We start from the raw sequence: 17,689 nt of genomic DNA, 5'->3' as shown, positions 1-17,689 counted from the left end.
ATGAGTAACCTTGGTAACGATGCCGATCCGTCACCGGTCAAGCCGACGGTGATTGATCTCGATCCAGAAGACGTGACGGTGGATGCGGAGCCTGGCGACAAGCGGGAACCCGACTCTGCGAAGGCGCAGGAGGCCGCGGGCGAAACGCCGCCGCCCTCATCTTCCACTCCGGCACGCGAAACGACATCCTCCTATCGCACGGCGGCCTTCGTTGCGGCGCTGGGCATCGGCGTGGTGGCGGGCGGCTGGGCCTATCGTGACCTGATCTCGTCCTACTTCCCCAGCGACAATGTGAAGGCGCTCGCCGAGCGCGTGGACATTCTGGGCAAGGGCCACGAAGAGATCGCCTCCAAGGTGCAGGGCCTCGAGCGGTTGACCACGCAGCTCACCAGCGACGTCAACGAGTTGGAAGCCTCGGCAACCGCCACAGCCACAAACTCCAAGACGCTGGCCGATGACATTGCGGCAACGAAGGCGAGCCTCGCCTCGCTGCAGTCGGCGCTCGATGAAACGAAATCCGCTGTCGCGGCGATCAGCACGCAGCCTGCTGCTCCGGCAGATGGCGCGTCATCGTCGGCGGGTGTTCCCGCGGATGTGGCGGCCCGGCTTGCGGCCCTCGAACAGGATGTGGCGGCGCTGAAGGCCCAGAAGACGGGCGAGGTCGACAAGACGGCGCTCACTCAGACTGTTTCCGATCTCAAGGCCAAGATCGAGGCGGGCACATCCTTCGCCGACGAGGCCGACCGCATCGCACGCCTTCTGCCGGCGGCGAGCGGTCTTGACGTGATCGCAGCCCACGCAGCACAGGGCCTGCCCAATGCCAAGGGCCTTGCCACCGAACTCTCGGCCCTGAAGCCCGAGTTGCCCACGCCCGAGGTGAAGATCGTTCCGTCTGAACCCGGGATCTGGGACCGGATCGGCGAGATGCTCTCCTCCGTCATCACCATCCGCGATCTCGATGCGGTGAACTGGCAGCAGGTGGCCGACAAGGCCATTGCCTTCGCCGAAGCGGGCGACCTGCCGCAGGCGGTGGCGGCGGTAGACGAACCCGAAGCCACCATTCCGCCGAAGTTGCAGCAATGGCGCGACCGCGCGGCGGCCCGCCTCTCCCTTGAAACGGCGCTTGCCTCCGTGACCTCGGCGGCAGAGCGCGTGCAGAACGCGAGTCCCTGACGATGATCAGGATGCTCTGGCGCTTCGCTCTCCTCGTTGCCGCCGCGGCCTTCTTCTCGTGGCTGGCCGGGCGGCCGGGCACGCTCACGGTGACGTGGCTCGGGCGCCAGTACGAGATGAAGCTCTTCGTGGCGGTGGCGATCGCCATTGCCCTCATCATCTCGCTGTCGTTCCTGTGGTCGCTTCTGCGCCGCATCTGGCGGAGCCCCGCCGCGGCGCGGGAGTTCTGGCGCTTCCGCAAGCACCGCAAGGCCTATGAGTCTCTCTCGAAGGGTATTGTCGCGGCGGGTGCCGGCGATGCGCAGGGTGCCTCGCGCCATGCGGCGATTGCCGCCAATGTTCTCTCCGACGAACCGCTGGTCAATGTGCTGGCCGCGCAGGCGGCGCAATTGAAGGGCGACCGCGAGAGCGTGAAGCGCATCTTCGAGGCCATGGCGAAAGATCCAGAAACCGAATTGATGGGGCTGCGCGGCCTCTTCAACGAGGCGCGGCAGTCAGGCGATCTCGTCGCCGCTCTTCATCATGCGGAGAAGGCACTGGCCCGCAATGCACGATTGCCCTGGGCCTCGACGGCAGTGCTGCAGGTGCAGGCGGCGCGCAAGCTCTGGCTGCCCGCAGCCCATACGCTCGACATGCAGGGCCGCTCCGGACTCTTGAGCCGCGACGAAGCGGCGAAGAAGAGGGCCGCCCTCATCACCGCGGAAGCGCTCTCGATCGAAGACGAGAACCGCGACCGCGCCCTCGAACTCGCAAGCGATGCGCTGAAGCTCGATCCCGCGCTGGTGCCTGCGGCTTCGGTCGCGGCGCGCTGCCACATCGCCAAGGGCAATGCCCGCAAGGCGCAGAAGATTCTCCGCGCCACCTGGGCGATTGCTCCGCATCCCGATCTTGCTGAACTCATGGCCCGCTCGGTGACGGGTGACGGGCCCGAGGCGCGCTATGAGCGCGTGCGCGATCTGGTGGGCGCCACTCCTGACTCGCTTGAAGGCGCCTGTGCGCTGGCCAAGGCGGCCCTTGCGGCCCGCCGTCTCGACGTGGCGCGGGCAGCTCTCACACAGCATATCGATGAGCGCCCACCGGCGCGGGTCTGCGCTCTCATGGGCGAGATCGAGGACGCCGAGGGCGACAAGGGGAAGGCGCGGGAATGGTTTGCCCGCGCCATCCATGCGCCGCGTGATCCCATGTGGGTGTCGGACGGGGTGGCGAGCCCGCGCTGGATGCCGCTCTCTCCCGTGACGGGCGAGATCGTGCCGTCGGAATGGAAGGTGCCCTTCGACATGCTGCCTGCGGCGGAGCCCGAGCCGGAGCTGTCCCGGGAGGCCGAAAACCTCCCCCAGATCACCATCAAGGTGCCGGAAAACAAGCAGGTTTCCGAGCCCGCCAAGGCGCTGCCCTTCGACCGTCCGCCCGACGATCCCGGGGTGGAAGCCGACCGCATTGATGGTTGAATTGTTAACCGAAACCGTCTATCCCCCGCCCGTCCAGAACAGCGGCCTCGCGCCGCCGGGCCGCTTTAGCTCAGTTGGTAGAGCACATCATTCGTAATGATGGGGTCGCGTGTTCGAGTCACGCAAGCGGCACCAGTTTCCCCCGCAGTCATTCCATTCAGCAATTCAATCGCTAGGGCGCCGCGAAGCGTTCCGCCAGTCGGCGCGCGAGGTAGAGGGCCTGCACGCGGATATCGGGGACGGCGATGATTTCCCAGAGGCCGGCCTTGGTGATGGGGCCCACGCCGAAGATGGACGGATGCGGCACCCCATCGGCACTGATCAGCGCGCATTCGTCATTGAACTCGAGTCCAAGCCCGATCGCGTCCCTCCGGCCAAGACCCTGCTGCAGAAGCGACTTGACCAAGGGGTCCTGTGACAGTTCCGGATCGCTGACAAGGCCCGTGCAGTCGATGATGTGATCGAAGGCTTCGCTCCGCTGCGCGTTGTGTCCGCGCTCCCGGATGAAGACATGGCGCTGGCCCCCATCGGCCTCGAAAGCGAGAATGTTGCCGGCCACGATCCGCAGCTGGCCTGCATCAATAGCGGCCTGGATGCGATTGGACGCCTCGGGCGCCATCCGGTGACGCACAACATCCCACCAGGGGCGGGCGTGGCGCAGGAAGCGTTTCCGCTCAACAAGTGAGAATGACTTCCAGAGCGTCTGGGTGTGCGGCCTCATGCCGTCGATGACGCTCCGCCAGCTCACGCCCTCCGCTTCGGCGCGTGTGATCTCCCGCCGGAGGAAGCGCAGCACCGCATTCACGGACGGCGTCTTTCCGAGTCCCGACAGATCGAGGGGCCAGGCCTGTGTGGGGCCGTGACTGTTGGACAGCAGACCACGCCGCGACACGGCTGTGATCGGGCCCATATGGCCGCGGTCGAGAAGTTCGAGCACATAGTCCACCATGCTCAGGCCCGTTCCCGCAATCAGGATGCGGTCATCGGCTGCAACAGGTTGGCTGAGGTGCTGTTCCCACGGGTTCTCGAAGGAGGGATGGCGCGTGCTGTCGTGGCCTGTGGCGAGAATGATGGCCTCACCGGCCATCCTGCCATTCTGTTCCAGTTTCACCTCCACGCCATCTTGCGTGAGCGACAGCGCCACCGCACGGTCATGGATAACCGAGAGCCTGCCACCGTCCAGATCATTACCGATGAGGCCCGCGATGTATTGGCCGTAGAGGCGGCGGGTGGTGAAGCCGTCGGGGCGCGGCGCGGAGCCGGGCAGGGACGCCAGCCAGTTCAGGAAATGGTTGGGCTGCTCGGGGTCGGCACTCATGTTGGAGTTTCGCACATTGAGCAGGTGCGAGGCGCTGCTCGTGCCATAGGCGAGGCCGAAGCCCAGTTGCCGCGACGACTCGATGATCACCACCGGCCGCGCCACCGTGTCGGCTTTCAGCAGTTGATAGGCCAGCAACACGCCCGATGCGCCGCCGCCGATGATGATGAAGGGACGCGTGCTCACCCCGGGTTCTCCTCACACGGCTGTCAGGGCCTGATCGAGATCATCGACGAGGTCTTCGGTGTTTTCGAGCCCGACCGACATGCGGATGAGGCCATCGGAAATGCCGTACTTCGCCCGCTCCTCGGGCGAATAGGCGGCATGCGTCATGGAGGCCGGATGCTGGATCAGCGTTTCTGCGTCTCCCAGGCTGACGGCGCGGTGGATGAGTTTGAGCGCATTCATGAAGCGGCGCCCCGCCTCGATGCCGCCCGCAAGTTCGAAGCTGATCAGCCCGCCGCCCTGCGACATCTGCCGCTTGAAGACGTCAACCGCGGTCCCTTTCGACAGCGCCGGATAGGAGAGGCTGGAGATATGCCTGTGCCCCGCCAGAAAGCCGCTGATCGCCGTTGCGGAATGCGAATGCTGCTTCATGCGGAGTTCGAGGGTCTTGAGGCCACGCATCACCAGGAAGGCGGTGAGCGGGCTCAGCGTTGCGCCTGTGAGATAGCGGAGCCCGTGCATCCGCACCTCCTTCACCAGCTCCGCCCTGCCGACCACGAGGCCGGCCAGCAGGTCGCCATGCCCGCCCAGGTATTTGGTGGCGGAGTGGATGACGAGATCGGCGCCATGTTCGATGGGCCGTTGCAGCACCGGCGTGGCGAAGGTGTTGTCCACGATGGTGAGGGCGCCACTCCGCCGCGCCACGGCCGCCGTTGCGGCAATGTCGATGAGACGCAGGTTCGGGTTGGCAGGCGTCTCGAAGAACACGGCATGAAATGGCCGCTCCGCCGCCCGTGCCAATTGCACCGGATCTGTGAGATCGACGAAATCGACCTTGACGCCGAACTTGGTGATGCCGCGCGAGAGGAAGGCATAGCTGTTGCCATAGAGGATCTTGTCGGCAATTACCCGGTCGCCCGCCTTGAGATGCGACCAGAAGGTGGCGCTGATCGCGCCCATGCCGGAGGCAACCGCAAGCCCGGCCTCTGCGCCTTCCAGATCAGCAACGCGCTGCTCCAGCAGTGCTTGTGTGGGGTTCTTGGTGCGGCCGTAGATGAAGCCTTCGCGATTCCCTGCAAAAAGCTCTGCGCCCTGTTCGACGCTTTCGAAAACATAGGTCGAGGTCTGGTAGATGGGGGGCGAGAGCGCGCCCTGCGCCGTGGCCGGATCATATCCGAGGTGAATAGCCCGTGTGGAAAGGCCCTGTTTCTTGTTGGGCTTGCTCATGAAGGTCTCCTGTTTCCGTGCGCCGCCGGAGACCGGTTCTCACCGGTGTTCTCCAGGCCGTCACTGAACCTCAGAATGCGCCGGAACCGAGGATGTTGTAAGACACCGCGTCAATGGCCGGGACGGAGCGGCCCGCCGTGAGCCTGTGCAGCACCGCGATCATGTGATCGACCTCGGCGCAGGTGTTGTAGAAGGCGAGCGAAGGCCGCACCGTGGCCTCCAGCCCGAAGCGCCGCAGGATGGGCTGGGCGCAGTGATGCCCGGCACGCACCGCGATTCCCTCCTTGTTGAAGGCCGAGCCCACCTGTTCGGTGGTGAAGCCGTCGAGCACGAAGGAGAGCACGCTCGCCTTGTCGGGCGCGGTGCCGATCAGCCGCAATCCCTTGATCTCGCGGATGCGCTGCGTCGCGTAGTCGAGTAGGAAATGCTCATACTGCTGGATGGCCGGCAGCCCGATCCGCATTACGTAGTCGAGGGCCGCACCAAGGCCCACGGCATCGGCGATGTTGCCCGTGCCCGCTTCAAAGCGCGCGGGCGCATTCTGGTACTGCGTCTTCTCGAAGGTGACATCGGCGATCATGTTGCCGCCGCCCTGCCACGGCTGGGTGGCATTGAGGATGTGCTCCTTGGCGTAGACGACGCCGATCCCTGTTGGCGCAAAGACCTTGTGACCTGAGAAGACGAAGAAATCCGCATCCAGTCCGCGCACGTCAACCGGCATGTGGGAGACGGATTGCGCGCCGTCGACAAGCGCCAGGGCGCCCGCCGCATGGGCGAGATCGATGATCTGCTTGACCGGCACCACCGTGCCGAGCGCATTCGACACCTGCGTGACCGAGACAAGCTTGGTCCGCGGCGAAAGCAGGCGCGCATACTCCTCGAGCCTCACCTGGCCGCAGTCATCGACCGGGATGACCTTCAGCTTGGCGCCCTTTTCGGCGCAGAGCTGCTGCCACGGCACGATGTTGGCGTGATGCTCCAGCCAGGAGACGATGATTTCGTCCCCTTCGCCGATGTTCTCGCGACCCCAGCTCTTGGCCACGAGGTTGATCGCTTCGGTGGCACCGCGAACAAAGACGATCTCGTTCGTGGAGGCCGCGTTGAGGAAGCGGCGCACGGTTTCGCGCGCACCTTCATAGGCGTCGGTCGAACGGGCCGCCAGTTCATGGGCGGCGCGGTGGATGTTGGAGTTCTCATGCTCGTAGAAATGCTTGAGCCGCTCGATCACCTGGCGCGGCTTCTGCGTCGTCGCGGCATTGTCGAACCACACAAGCGGCCTGCCGTTCACACGTTCGTTGAGGATCGGAAAATCCCGGCGGATGGCATGAACGTCAAGCGGGGCAGCCGATGGCGCCGCCTCTGACAGGAAGTAGTACTGCGGGCTCGCCGCATCATGCGGAATCTGCGCGGGCGAAAACCCGCCAAGGGACATGCCTCCCGGCGAGACGCCGCCAGGCGAGGGCCGGCTCGAAGAAAGTCTGGAAGGCGAGGTGGGTACGCCGCCTGCCAAGCCATGCGCCAAAGCGGGCGAGGCAAGCGATGGCTGGTGGACCGCCGGTGCATGAGGCGCGCCGAGGCTGGTGACCGCTGGCGCAGCCGTCACCGGACCGGCCTCTCCCGTAGCCTGACGGAACAGCACATTGGCAAGTTCGGCCAGCGCCTTCACATCGGGAAGATGCGCCGTGGGATCACTTGTACTCATGGTACTTGCCGGTATCCGCGTTATCGAGGACGGCGATGGCATCGTCGGTCAGCACGGCGAGCGAGCAATAGAGCGACACGAGATAGGAGGCGATGGCCTTGTGGTTGATGCCCATGAAGCGGACGGAGAGGCCCGGGCTTTGCTCGCCCGGAAGGTTTGGCTGATAGAGGCCGACGACGCCCTGACGGCTCTCGCCGGTGCGCACCAGAATGAACTTTGTCTTTCCGCCATCCAACGGCACCTTGTTGCTGGGGAACAGCGGAATGCCGCGCCAGGTGAGGAACTGGCTGCCGTACAGCGATACGGTGGGCGGCGGCACGCCGCGGCGGGTGCATTCACGGCCGAAGGCGGCGATGCCGGCAGGATGGGTGAGGATGAAGCCGGGCTCCTTCCACACCTTGCTGATCAGTTCATCGAGATCGTCGGGCGTGGGCGCACCGGTGCGCGTGGTGACCCGCTGGGCCGGCGAGACGGAATGCAGCAGGCCGTATTCCTTGTTGTTGATCAGTTCGCTTTCCTGGCGCTCCTTGATCGTCTCGATGATGAGACGGAGCTGCTCGCCGGTCTGGCTGTAGGGGCTGCTGTAGAGGTCGGAAACGCGGGTGTGCACATCGAGCACGGTGTTGACCGCGCTCAGCATGTATTCGCGTGGGTTCGCTTCATAGTCCACAAAGGTCTGCGGCAATTCGCGCTCGTCGCGCGCCGAACATTCGACGTCGATGCTGGTGCCTTCCTTCACCCGGTTGAGGCGGTAGATGCCGGCCTCGACGGGAACCCAGTGCAGCAGCTTGGTCAGCCAGCGCGGCGTGATGCTCCCCATCTGCGGAATGGTCTTGGTGGCATTGGCAAGTTGCCGGGCGGCGACATCGCCCAAGGCTGTTTGCGGTGTCGTGTCAGCGGCCATTCAGGGTCTCCTGGTCAATCTGTTGGGTCTTGGCTTGTGTGATGTTGCTGAAGGGCGGCACGCTGTGGGTGAGCCACACGTTGCCGCCGATGCTGGAGCCCGTGCCGATGGTGATGCGGCCGAGGATGGTGGCGCCGGCGTAGATCACCACGTTGTCTTCGATGATGGGATGCCGCGGCTCGCCCTTGACCAGTTCGCCATTGGCGAGTGCGTTGAAGCGCTTCGCCCCCAGCGTCACGGCCTGATAGAGGCGCACGTTCTCGCCGATGATGGCGGTCTGGCCGATGACAACGCCCGAGCCGTGGTCGATGAAGAAACTCCCGCCGATGGTGGCGCCGGGGTGAATGTCGATCCCTGTCGCGGCCTGCGCGATATCTGCGATGAGCCGTGCGATGAGGCGGGCGCCCTGCACATAGAGCGCATGGGCGAAGCGGTGATAGATGATGGCGATGGTGCCGCGGTAGCACAGCACGATTTCGGCAATGCTCTCCGCTGCGGGATCACCGCGATAGGCGGCGCGGAAGTCGCTCACCAGCACGCCGCGGATATCCGGCAACTGGTCGGTGAAGGCGGCCACGATCTGTTCGGCCCTCTGGCGCAACTCGTTGTCGTCGCTGCAGTCCGGAAGATCGAACTGCAGGCTCCGCTTCACCTGTTCCAGCAGGCGGGGCAGGGCCTCGTTCAGGCAGTTGGAGACAAAGAGGTCGATGCTTTCATTGGCGAAGAGCGCCTGACCGAAATGCGTGGGAAAGAGTGCGGCACACAGCTTGTCGAGCACCTGCTGCAATGTCTCGCGTGACGGCAGTTCGCGGACCAGACCCTTGTGACGAATGTTGTGATGAACCTCACGCGAAGCGCGCAAGCGGTCGATCACGTTCATTTCACGCCATCCCTTTCTCGGTGGTCTTGCAGGGAATTTCTCGATGACTGCGGACATTGCACGCCCCCTTTGACCTTCAGATCATTAGTCAAAGTCCGGCACTGTCTGTGCCCTCTGAAAACTCAATCGGGAATTGAGAATTTCTAAATCTTTTAGCTTCTGCGCGATCACCTCAGGATTTCTCAACAGCGCGCGCAAAGGAGATCAATTGTTGTTGTGACCTGCCGCGCGAATACTCCACCGAAACAGTGGATATTCGAAATGCCCTATTCAAAACTTCCGACACTCTCGCTTGCATCCGGTCTTGCATCACCCGAAGCGAAGCAGGCCTTCCTCGAGGAACTGCGCGAAACGGCGCGCGGTCTTGGCTTCTTCTATCTCAAGGATCACGGCATCGCAGCGGATCTGATTGCCGATGTCCTGAAGCTCACGCGCTCCTTCTTCAGCCTGCCGGAAAGGGACAAGCTGGACATCCAGATGGTCAATTCCCCCTACTTCCGGGGATATAATCGGGCCGGGCTCGAGCACACCCGCGGCAAGCCCGACTGGCGTGAACAGGTTGACATCGGACCCGAGCAGGTGCCGCTCAAAGTCACCTCTTCGTCGCCCACATGGCAGCGACTCATCGGTCCGAACCAGTGGCCGAAGGCCTTGCCGGACCTGAAGCCGGTCATCCTGAAGTATCAGGCGGCGGTGACGGCGCTCGGTATTCAGCTCACGGAGTTGCTCGCCGAGGCGCTGGGCCAGAGGAAGGATGTCTTTGCGCCGGTTTACACACCGACGCCGAACCAGCTCATCAAGATCATCCGCTATCCCGGCCGCAGCAGCGGCGAAAGCAACCAGGGCGTGGGCGCCCACAAGGACTCGGGCTTCGTCACAATCCTGCTGCAGGACAAAGTGGGCGGCCTTCAGGTGGAAGGCGAGAACGGCTGGATCGATGCGCCACCCGTTCCCGGCACCTTCATCATCAACATCGGCGAACTGCTGGAGCTGGCCTCGAACGGATATCTGCGCGCCAACGTCCATCGCGTGGTCTCGCCGCCGTCCGATACCGATCGTCTGTCGGTGGCCTTCTTCTTCGGCGCGAACCTCAGCGCCACTGTCCCTGTCCTCACCCTGCCTGCGGCATTGCAGGCGCAGGTGCGGGGGGTCACGCAGGACCCGAACAATCCGCTCTTCAGTGAAGTGGCGAAGAACTTCCTGAAGAGCCGTCTGCGCAGCCACCCGGACGTGGCGCAGCGCCACCACGCCGATCTTCTCGAGGCCAAGGACCGCACCGGGCCTGTGACCGCATCTGCCTACTGATCTTTTTCAACGCTGGAGACTTCAATGACGACGAACAGCAAGAATGCCGAAACACTCGCCCTTCACGGCGGCACGTTCCGCTCCGACCCCGTGACGGGCGCGGTGGCGGTGCCGCTCTACCAGACCACCTCCTACCAGTTCCAGGACACGGGCCATGCCGCGCGCCTCTTCGCGCTGGAAGAACTCGGCAACATCTACACCCGCGTGCAGAACCCGACGCAGGATGCCTTCGAGCAGCGCATTGCTGCCGTCGAGGGCGGTGTGGCGGCACTTGCCGTGGCCTCGGGGCAGACGGCCTCGGCTTACTCGCTTCTCAACCTCGCCCAGTCCGGCGACAACATCGTCTCCTCCACCGACCTCTACGGCGGCACGGTCACGCTGCTGTCGCAGACCCTGAAGCAGTTCGGTGTCGAAGTGCGCTTCGTCGATCCGTCGGATCCGGAGAACTTTCGCCGCGCCACCGACGCCAAGACCCGCGCCTACTACGCCGAAACATTGCCGAACCCGAAGCTGCATGTCTTCCCGATCGGTGAAGTGGCGGCAATCGGCCGGGAGCTCGGTGTGCCGCTCATCGTGGACAACACGGCGGCCCCGCTGATCGTGAAGCCCTTCGAGCATGGCGCGGCAGTGGTCGTTCACTCCGCAACGAAGTACATCGGCGGACACGGCACCACCATTGGCGGCGTCATCATCGACGGCGGCAACTTCCCATGGGAAAAGCATGCCGAGCGCTTCCCGCTGCTCACCCAGCCGGATGAAGCCTATCATGGCGCCATCTGGACGGAGGCTGCAAAGCCCCTCGGCCCCATCGCCTACATCCTCCGCATCCGCGTGAAGCTGCTGCGTGATCTTGGTGCGGCCATCTCGCCCTTCAATGCCTGGCAGTTCATCCAGGGCCTCGAGACGCTGCCGCTCCGCGTGCGCCAGCAGAACGAGAACGCCGTCAAGATCGCCAACTTCCTTTACAAGCACCGCCAGGTGAAGAGCGTGATCTTCCCGGGCCTGCAATCCGGCAAGCAGAAGGCGCGGGCCAAGAAGTACCTGAAGGGCGGCTTTGGTGCGCTGGTGGGCTTTGAGCTGAAGGGCGGTGTCGAGGCTGGCAAGGCCTTCATCGACTCGCTCAAGCTTCTCTATCACGTCGCCAACATTGGTGATGCCCGCTCGCTCGCCATCCATCCGGCTTCGACCACGCATCAGCAGCTGTCGGAGAAGGAGCAGCTCGCCGCGGGTGTCACGCCCGGTTACATCCGGCTTTCCATCGGCATCGAACATCCCGACGATATCATCGAAGACCTGAAGCAGGCGCTTGATGCGGCCAGCAAGGCGTCGGCCGGTGACGGACTGAAAATTCTGAAGGCAGCCGAGTAATCCGGAAAAGGAGAACGACCATGACGACATCACAGTCTTCAACCAGGACGGCGCTGTCGCGGCGTCGCGTCCTCAAGCTCGCAGCGGCGGGCGGTGCCGTGGCCTCGACCGGCATCGCCGCCGGAAAGGTCTTCGCACCTGCCATCGCAGCGCCTGCGGCCAAGGTCCGCCTGGCGTGGACGGAAGTGGCCGCCTGCCATTCGCCGCTCGGCTTCGGCGTGGCCAAGGGCATCTATGCCAAGCATGGCGTCGATGTTGAACTCTTCTATCAGGGCGCGAGCGGGCAGACCCTGATCCAGGCGCTGGCGACGGGCAAGGCCGACGCCGGCGCAGGGTTGATCGGCGACTGGCTGAAGCCGCTGGAGCAGGGCTTCGACGTGAAGCTCTTCGTGGGCTCCCACGGCGGTTGCCAGCGCCTGCTGGCGTCTGAGGCCTCCGGCGTCAAGGATCTCGCCGGGGTGAAGGGCAAGACCATCGCCACCTATGGCATCGGCGCGCCGCCGCAGGTCGCCTTCCAGGTGACGCTGGCCAAGGCGGGCATCGATCCGGAGAAGGACGTGACGTGGAAGGCCGTGCCCTTCGAACTCGTGGGCGATGCGGTGAACCGGGGTGATGCGGATATCGCTGCCCATCTCGATCCCTGGGCTTATTCCATCGAGAAGAAGTTCGGCTTCACCAAGATCGCCGATACGCAGACCGGCGTCTATGAAGGCCATACCTGCTGCGTTCTGGGCGCCAACGGCCCGTTCTACGAAGCGAACAAGGATGCGATCCGCCGTCTCGCCGAAGCAAACATCGAGGTTCACGAATACACCGCCAATCATCCGGATGAAGTGGCGGACTGGTATCTCAAGGAACTGAAGCCCGCAGGCCTCAGCTTCGAGGACCTCAAGGCGGTGATCGGCGGCCTCGTTGCCCACAATCACCCGATCGGCCCGCAGCTGGTGGAGCAGATCCAGAGATCGGCCGAAGACCTGAAGCTCGTCAAGGTGCTCGACGCATCGACCGATCCCAAGGCCTTCGCCGAACGCATCACCGTCAATCTCCTGGCGTGAGGCGTAATCCATGAGCAGCAGTCCGGCGATCGGCCTGTCCTCGGAGACGGTGAACTGGGAGCAGAGGCTTTGGCTGCATGGCCTCGTCGCTTCACTGTTCTGGGCCGCCACGGCTGCTGTCACACTGGTGCTTCCTGATGTCGTTCCCTGGGGAAGCGCCGGGTTCTTCGCAGGGCTTGCTGCTGCCACAGCGGCCCTGCTTTTTCTTGCGGGAGTTGCGGGCAAATCCGCCGGCCTCATCAAGGGAAGGCTGTTGCGCGCCGGGCCGTGGCTCGTGGCACTCGGCATCTGGTTCTTTCTCTGGGAACTGTTCACCGCAAAGTTCGGCTGGCTGCCCAAGCCCTTTTTCTCGCCGCCGCAGGGCCTGCTCAATGTCTATGTGGAGGACGGGCCGCGGCTTCTGATCTGCATCGCCTATACCTTGCGGCTCTGGGCGCTGGGCTTCTTCTCCGGAATCGCCGTCGGCTATGCGGTGGGGATTGCGCTCGGCTGGTCGGCGCGGTTCAGTTACTGGGGCATGCCGCTCCTGAAGCTCATCGGCCCTGTGCCGGCCTCGGCGTGGATCCCGGTCACCTTCTATTTCTTCCCGACAACCTTCGCCGCCAGCATCTTCATCGTGGCGCTGTCGGCAGGCATTCCCGTGGCCATCCTCACGTCGTCCGGCGTCAGTTCGGTGAACACCGCCTACTATGACGTCGCCCGCACGCTCGGCGCCAAGACGTCCTATCTCATCCGCAACATTGCGATCCCTGCGTCGCTGCCCCATGTCTTCGTCGGGCTCTTCATGGGCCTCTACTATTCCTTCGCCGTGCTGGTGGTCGCCGAGATGCTGGGCGCGAAGTACGGCCTCGGCTGGTACATCCAGTTCCAGACGGCCTATTCCGCCTACGCCAATGTCTATGCCACGCTCGTGATCATGGCCCTCATCTGCGCAGGCCTTGTGAAACTGCTCTTCGTCCTGCGGGCGCGGCTGATGAAGTGGCAATCCGGATTCATCAAATGACCACGCAGGCTGCTGTTCCCGCACTCGCCATTTCCGGCGTCAACCACGCCTTCACACTGGATGGCGAGGACCTTGCTGTCGTGAAGAACTTCAGCCTCACCGTGAAGCCCGGCGAATTCGTTTCGTTGCTGGGTCCGTCCGGCTGCGGCAAGTCCACATTGCTGCGGCTTGTGGCCGGCTTGGACAAGCCGAGCGACGGCCGCATCGAAGCGGATGGCAAGCTTGTCACCGAACCCGAACCCTCGCGCATCCTTGCCTTCCAGGACGCCACGCTCTTTCCCTGGGCCACGGTCTGGAACAACGTGGCGACAGGTCTTGCGGCCAGGGGCGAGCTGCCCGCCAAAAGGTCCAAGGTGGACGAGGCCATTTCGCTCGTGCAGCTCGATGGTTTCGCCAATGCCTATCCGCACCAGTTGTCGGGTGGCATGGCCCAGCGGGCCGCCCTGGCGCGGGCGCTGGTCAATGACCCGCATCTGCTGCTGCTGGACGAACCCTTTGGCCGTCTTGATTCCCTCACGCGCATGGCACTGCAGGAAGAACTGCGCAGCCTCTGGCAGACGAAGCGATTCACCGTGCTCATGGTGACCCACGACATCGAGGAAGCGCTTCTGCTCTCCGACCGGATCGTGGTGATCAGCAACCGCCCCGCGACCATCGTCGAAGACATTCCGATCAGCATCCCGTATCCGCGCCACCGCGATGACAAACGCATCGTGAGCCTCCGAACCCGCGTGCTGGAAAAGCTCGGGCTTGGCTCGTTCCATTGAGACGATGGCCATGGTGATCTCGCGTCAGGTGACGGCACGTCGGGCACTTGCCGTATCAGCCACGCTCTTCTGCCTTGTCACGCTGGTATGGTGGGGCGTGGTCTTCTACGAGCTGATTGCCGGCGGCTATCTCAGCCTCTTCGCAGCAGCGCAATGTGGTGTGTGGAACTCGGTCGTTTGTGAATTGGCCCAGTCGCTCTGCAAGCAGTACCATGTCCTCGGGATCAAGTGGTATTCGCCCGTGGCGTTCTGGGTCGCTCTGGGCCTTGCCAATCTATGGTTGACCGTGAACCTGATTGGCGGCGATTGAGTGCATCGAAGCTGCGAATGTGCGACCGGCGCAACGCACGCAGTCCGAGCCGCTAATCCCAGAATGGTCGCATCGCCTTGAACGCCTTCCAGGCATCCTTGAGGTGCGTGTCATTGATGGTGATCTCGTGGGCATGCCAGCCGATCAGATAGCCCGCGGCGTGTGCGGCTTCGCTGCCCCGGCCATCGGCGAGGTGGCGGACCAGTTCGTCCACGGCCACGGCATCGTTGTGCTTGCCCAGGATATCCTGCAGTTCGCTGGCCGACGTCAGCAATCTCTGGCGGCGCCTGGGGTGATCGAACAGTGTGCCGAAGAATTCCATGGCGTAGCGCAGGTCCTTGAGGGCGATGCGGAGCGTATGGCGTTCGGCATCGCTGCGCCGGCCAAGGCCGCGTCCACGCTTCAGGGCGCGGGTGCGCAGCCGGTCCAGCATGACACGGGCTGCACCTCGAATGGGCTTGGAGAGGAGCGCCGCTTGTGCTGACGGCAGATGCGCCTGCCAGCGTCGTTGCGCCAGCAGGCATTGCAGGTCGAGGACGAAGAGCGTGCTGCGGCGGTCATTGATCACCGCGCGGGCCGTTTGAGAGTGCTCGTCGCGTAAGGCGCGGGCAGCTGCCATCAGAACTCTCGCAACCGGGAGGCTTTTCCCGCGGCTGCAACGCGCCCGCCTCCACAGCTGCGATGAAGCTGTCGATTTCACGGGCAGGCCCGAGTCCTCCGGCGATGTGCCGCGCCTCTTCGCGCAGTGTCTCGAACACTTCGGTTTGAAATGCATGGCGCAACATCTTGAAGCCGCTGCGCATGCGGCGGAGCGCAACGCGAAGCTGGTGGATGGATTCAGGTGCATCCGTCTCCCGCAGCGCCGTCCAGTTGCCGACAAAATGATTGAGCGTATTGGACAGGATGGCATCGATGCAGTCGCCCAGCGTCTGCCGCCGCTTGAGGAGAAGCGGCGTCGATTTCCGGGGCACACGGGTCTCCGGGTGAAGAAGCGCGAAGCCGCGGTCTGACTTGCTCTGGAATTCCAGCGTCACCGCGATCCGCCCCGCCATGAGCCGCGCCAGATCGAAGAGATCGCTGTCGCGCCCATCCTTCAGTTCGAGCTCGATTTCCCGAAGGGGTTGCGAGCGCCCGTCAGGGAGCGCGATCTCGCCCTCGTCGAGCACCACTTCCACCACGGAGATGCCGGCGGCCACCACCCAAACGGTGCGGGTGATGCGCGTTTCGAAGAGCGGCACGAGGGGCTTGCGCTGACGCAATCGCTCAAGCCTCCTGACAAGATCAGGCGCAAGACTGTCGAACTGCGGTACTGCGTCTGCAACCTCCGTCTCGATTTCACCCCGGCGGAAAGGCCCGCCCGCGGTGTCTCCGGCAAACTTGATGCCCATGCGGTAAGGCGGCGTGCCATCCCCGCGGAGACGCAGCGTGATCCCGCTCTTCCACAGATCATGATCCGCCGTATCGAAGTAGACGGAGCGCAGCTCCTTCTGCTTCGGGCGGTGGCGCGGCCAGACATTGAGGGCGCGCTGCAGATTGGCGACATCACCGTCATAGCGGAACTTGACCTCGGTTTCCCACGGATGCCCGGCCGCCTGGTCCGGGCGCGAAGCGAAGGAGGAATTTGGCCGTTCCCCGACAATGCCCTGCACGATCCCACACTCCGCTGACTGACCGGACACTCTTGCTTCTGCAGCATAAGGAATAGACCAAAAAGGGCCCCATGCCCACCGTCCCGCGACAGGCTGTCATGAAGGGGACAATCCGGCTTGTTCCCCTGCAGCGGAATTGGTAGCGGTTGGCGAGAGAGAGTGCCCGGGAAGCGCCGGAGGAGAGCCGTCACGCGATCATGAAAGAGCCCTCCACAAAAATTGCCGCACGCCAATTGCCGTCGGGAATCTGGGCCCTCGGCTTCGTATCCATGCTGATGGACATCTCCTCCGAGATGATCCACGCCCTCCTGCCGATCTATCTTGTCACCGTGCTCGGCACCTCCACACTGACAGTGGGCGTCATCGAAGGCATTGCCGAAGCCACCGCATCAATCACCAAGATCTTTTCAGGCGCGCTCAGCGACTGGCTGGGCAAGCGCAAAGTGCTGGCGGTGATCGGCTATGGCCTCGCGGCCGTCACGAAGCCCATCTTTCCTTTGGCAACGACGATCGAGTGGCTTGTGGCGGCGCGCTTCATCGACCGGCTGGGCAAGGGCATCCGTGGCGCTCCGCGTGATGCGCTTCTCGCCGACATTGCCCCGCCGGACGCACGTGGAGCGAGCTTCGGGCTGCGGCAGGCGCTCGACAACATCGGCGCCTTCTCCGGTCCTCTGATCGCCATTCTTGTGCTCTGGCTTCATCCCGGCGATTTCAGCTTGGTCTTCTGGATCGCGGTGCTGCCCGCCTTCCTGTCGGTATTTTTCCTCATGGCCTTTGTGGAGGAACCGCCGCGCCCTGCGGCCCTGCGCAAGGTGAAGATGCCGCTCAGCCGGAGCGAGATCAGCCAGTTCGGTGCGGGGTTCTGGTCGGTGATTGCCGTGGGCGTGGTCTTCACGCTTGCCCGCTTCAGCGAGGCGTTTCTCATCCTGCGGGCCCAGCAATCGGGAATGCAGGCCTATCTCATCCCCGCGGTGCTTGTGGTGATGAACATCGTCTATTCGCTGGCGGCCTATCCTGCCGGGGTCCTCTCCGACCGCATCGGACGCGGCGGCATTCTGGCGGCGGGGCTGGTGCTGCTCGTCATGGCCGACCTTGCGCTCGGACTTTCAACGACGCTTCTGGGCGTGATGCTCGGCGTCGTGCTGTGGGGGCTGCACATGGGGCTGACCCAGGGCATCCTCTCGTCGATGGTGGCGGACACCGCTCCGCCCGAATTGCGCGGCACCGCCTTCGGCGTGTTCAACCTGCTTACCGGCATTGCGACACTCATCGCCAGCGTGGTTGCCGGCGCACTCTGGGACAGCGCCGGATATCAGGCGACTTTCCTAGCGGGCAGCATCTTTGCCGCACTTGCGCTCGCCGGGCTCGGATTGTTGAAGATGATGGGCGGGACGCCAAAGACGAAGTGAGGATCA

The 17,689-nt window shown here is 63.9% G+C and carries 15 protein-coding genes, 1 tRNA gene and 1 pseudogene; 10 read left to right on the top strand and 7 right to left on the bottom strand.

The features are described from left to right. The 3 genes from QM801_RS14430 (at position 1) to QM801_RS14420 (ending at position 2,756) form a co-directional block, all read left to right on the top strand. A complete protein-coding gene (locus tag QM801_RS14430) occupies positions 1-1,173 on the top strand; it encodes a COG4223 family protein (RefSeq protein ID WP_415019910.1) in 1,173 nt (390 codons plus the stop codon). Between the two features lie 2 nt (positions 1,174-1,175). After that, on the top strand, positions 1,176-2,621 hold the full coding sequence (locus QM801_RS14425; RefSeq protein ID WP_415019909.1) for a heme biosynthesis protein HemY: 1,446 nt from the start codon (positions 1,176-1,178) through the stop codon (positions 2,619-2,621). 59 nt (positions 2,622-2,680) lie between these two features. After that, positions 2,681-2,756, top strand: a tRNA-Thr gene (locus QM801_RS14420). 37 nt (positions 2,757-2,793) lie between these two features. On the opposite strand, the gene QM801_RS14415 is transcribed toward QM801_RS14420, so the two are convergent. From QM801_RS14415 to epsC, 5 genes and pseudogenes are all read right to left on the bottom strand, one after another. Beyond that, positions 2,794-4,125 carry an FAD/NAD(P)-binding protein gene (locus QM801_RS14415; protein WP_415019908.1) on the bottom strand — a complete coding sequence of 444 codons (1,332 nt, stop codon included), beginning with the start codon at positions 4,123-4,125 and terminating at the stop codon, positions 2,794-2,796. A gap of 12 nt (positions 4,126-4,137) precedes the next feature. After that, positions 4,138-5,331: a trans-sulfuration enzyme family protein gene (locus QM801_RS14410; RefSeq protein WP_415019907.1), complete on the bottom strand. Its 1,194-nt coding sequence runs from the start codon at positions 5,329-5,331 to the stop codon at positions 4,138-4,140. A 70-nt stretch (positions 5,332-5,401) separates the two neighbouring features. After that, positions 5,402-7,081, bottom strand: a pseudogene (locus tag QM801_RS14405) (family 2A encapsulin nanocompartment cargo protein cysteine desulfurase); the annotation flags it as partial. After that, on the bottom strand, positions 7,020-7,937 hold the full coding sequence (locus QM801_RS14400; RefSeq protein WP_415019906.1) for a family 2A encapsulin nanocompartment shell protein: 918 nt from the start codon (positions 7,935-7,937) through the stop codon (positions 7,020-7,022). The gene QM801_RS14400 and the pseudogene QM801_RS14405, both read right to left, overlap by 62 nt. Next, positions 7,927-8,817 (bottom strand): serine O-acetyltransferase EpsC, encoded by an 891-nt coding sequence (gene epsC / locus QM801_RS14395; RefSeq protein ID WP_415019905.1) that lies wholly within the window; start codon positions 8,815-8,817, stop codon positions 7,927-7,929. Before epsC ends, QM801_RS14400 begins: the two co-directional genes overlap by 11 nt. A gap of 261 nt (positions 8,818-9,078) precedes the next feature. Between epsC and QM801_RS14390 the strand changes: the two genes are divergently transcribed. From QM801_RS14390 to QM801_RS14365, 6 genes are read left to right on the top strand one after another with little or no spacing between them, the layout of a single operon-like run. Beyond that, entirely contained in the window at positions 9,079-10,122 is a 1,044-nt protein-coding gene (locus QM801_RS14390) for an isopenicillin N synthase family dioxygenase (protein ID WP_415019904.1), read from the top strand. A gap of 24 nt (positions 10,123-10,146) precedes the next feature. Then, complete coding sequence (locus QM801_RS14385; RefSeq protein WP_415019903.1) at positions 10,147-11,490, top strand: O-acetylhomoserine aminocarboxypropyltransferase/cysteine synthase family protein; 1,344 nt, start codon at positions 10,147-10,149, stop codon at positions 11,488-11,490. A gap of 20 nt (positions 11,491-11,510) precedes the next feature. Continuing rightward, positions 11,511-12,545, top strand: a complete 1,035-nt coding sequence (locus QM801_RS14380; protein ID WP_415019902.1) for an ABC transporter substrate-binding protein — start codon at positions 11,511-11,513, stop codon at positions 12,543-12,545. 10 nt (positions 12,546-12,555) lie between these two features. Continuing rightward, positions 12,556-13,548: an ABC transporter permease gene (locus QM801_RS14375; RefSeq protein ID WP_415019901.1), complete on the top strand. Its 993-nt coding sequence runs from the start codon at positions 12,556-12,558 to the stop codon at positions 13,546-13,548. Continuing rightward, entirely contained in the window at positions 13,545-14,315 is a 771-nt protein-coding gene (locus tag QM801_RS14370; protein WP_415019900.1) for an ABC transporter ATP-binding protein, read from the top strand. Before QM801_RS14375 ends, QM801_RS14370 begins: the two co-directional genes overlap by 4 nt. Then, on the top strand, positions 14,299-14,625 hold the full coding sequence (locus QM801_RS14365; protein WP_415019899.1) for a hypothetical protein: 327 nt from the start codon (positions 14,299-14,301) through the stop codon (positions 14,623-14,625). Before QM801_RS14370 ends, QM801_RS14365 begins: the two co-directional genes overlap by 17 nt. A 52-nt stretch (positions 14,626-14,677) precedes the next feature. On the opposite strand, the gene QM801_RS14360 is transcribed toward QM801_RS14365, so the two are convergent. Continuing rightward, entirely contained in the window at positions 14,678-15,244 is a 567-nt protein-coding gene (locus QM801_RS14360) for a CHAD domain-containing protein (RefSeq protein WP_415019898.1), read from the bottom strand. Continuing rightward, entirely contained in the window at positions 15,183-16,274 is a 1,092-nt protein-coding gene (locus QM801_RS14355; RefSeq protein ID WP_415019897.1) for a CYTH domain-containing protein, read from the bottom strand. The genes QM801_RS14360 and QM801_RS14355 overlap by 62 nt, the downstream gene beginning before the upstream one ends. 197 nt (positions 16,275-16,471) lie before the next feature. Between QM801_RS14355 and QM801_RS14350 the strand changes: the two genes are divergently transcribed. After that, a complete protein-coding gene (locus tag QM801_RS14350; RefSeq protein ID WP_415019896.1) occupies positions 16,472-17,683 on the top strand; it encodes an MFS transporter in 1,212 nt (403 codons plus the stop codon). Positions 17,684-17,689: the final 6 nt, after the last annotated feature.

Origin of the sequence: Aestuariivirga sp. (assembly GCF_047600585.1) — a bacterium.
Classification (GTDB): Bacteria; Pseudomonadota; Alphaproteobacteria; order Rhizobiales; family Aestuariivirgaceae; genus Aestuariivirga.
Note: the sequence above shows the minus strand (reverse complement) of the source record. Positions and strands in the feature narration are given on the sequence as shown.

What these genes read in the sequence shown, in the direction of transcription:
- QM801_RS14430 (WP_415019910.1), top strand. Translation starts at nt 1, where the DNA reads ATGAGTAACCTTGGTAACGATGCCGATCCGTCACCGGTCAAGCCGACG.
- QM801_RS14425 (WP_415019909.1), top strand. Translation starts at nt 1,176, where the DNA reads ATGATCAGGATGCTCTGGCGCTTCGCTCTCCTCGTTGCCGCCGCGGCC.
- QM801_RS14410 (WP_415019907.1), bottom strand. Translation starts at nt 5,331, where the DNA reads ATGAGCAAGCCCAACAAGAAACAGGGCCTTTCCACACGGGCTATTCAC.
- QM801_RS14400 (WP_415019906.1), bottom strand. Translation starts at nt 7,937, where the DNA reads ATGGCCGCTGACACGACACCGCAAACAGCCTTGGGCGATGTCGCCGCC.
- epsC (WP_415019905.1), bottom strand. Translation starts at nt 8,817, where the DNA reads ATGAACGTGATCGACCGCTTGCGCGCTTCGCGTGAGGTTCATCACAAC.
- QM801_RS14390 (WP_415019904.1), top strand. Translation starts at nt 9,079, where the DNA reads ATGCCCTATTCAAAACTTCCGACACTCTCGCTTGCATCCGGTCTTGCA.
- QM801_RS14385 (WP_415019903.1), top strand. Translation starts at nt 10,147, where the DNA reads ATGACGACGAACAGCAAGAATGCCGAAACACTCGCCCTTCACGGCGGC.
- QM801_RS14380 (WP_415019902.1), top strand. Translation starts at nt 11,511, where the DNA reads ATGACGACATCACAGTCTTCAACCAGGACGGCGCTGTCGCGGCGTCGC.
- QM801_RS14375 (WP_415019901.1), top strand. Translation starts at nt 12,556, where the DNA reads ATGAGCAGCAGTCCGGCGATCGGCCTGTCCTCGGAGACGGTGAACTGG.
- QM801_RS14370 (WP_415019900.1), top strand. Translation starts at nt 13,545, where the DNA reads ATGACCACGCAGGCTGCTGTTCCCGCACTCGCCATTTCCGGCGTCAAC.
- QM801_RS14360 (WP_415019898.1), bottom strand. Translation starts at nt 15,244, where the DNA reads ATGGCAGCTGCCCGCGCCTTACGCGACGAGCACTCTCAAACGGCCCGC.
- QM801_RS14350 (WP_415019896.1), top strand. Translation starts at nt 16,472, where the DNA reads ATGAAAGAGCCCTCCACAAAAATTGCCGCACGCCAATTGCCGTCGGGA.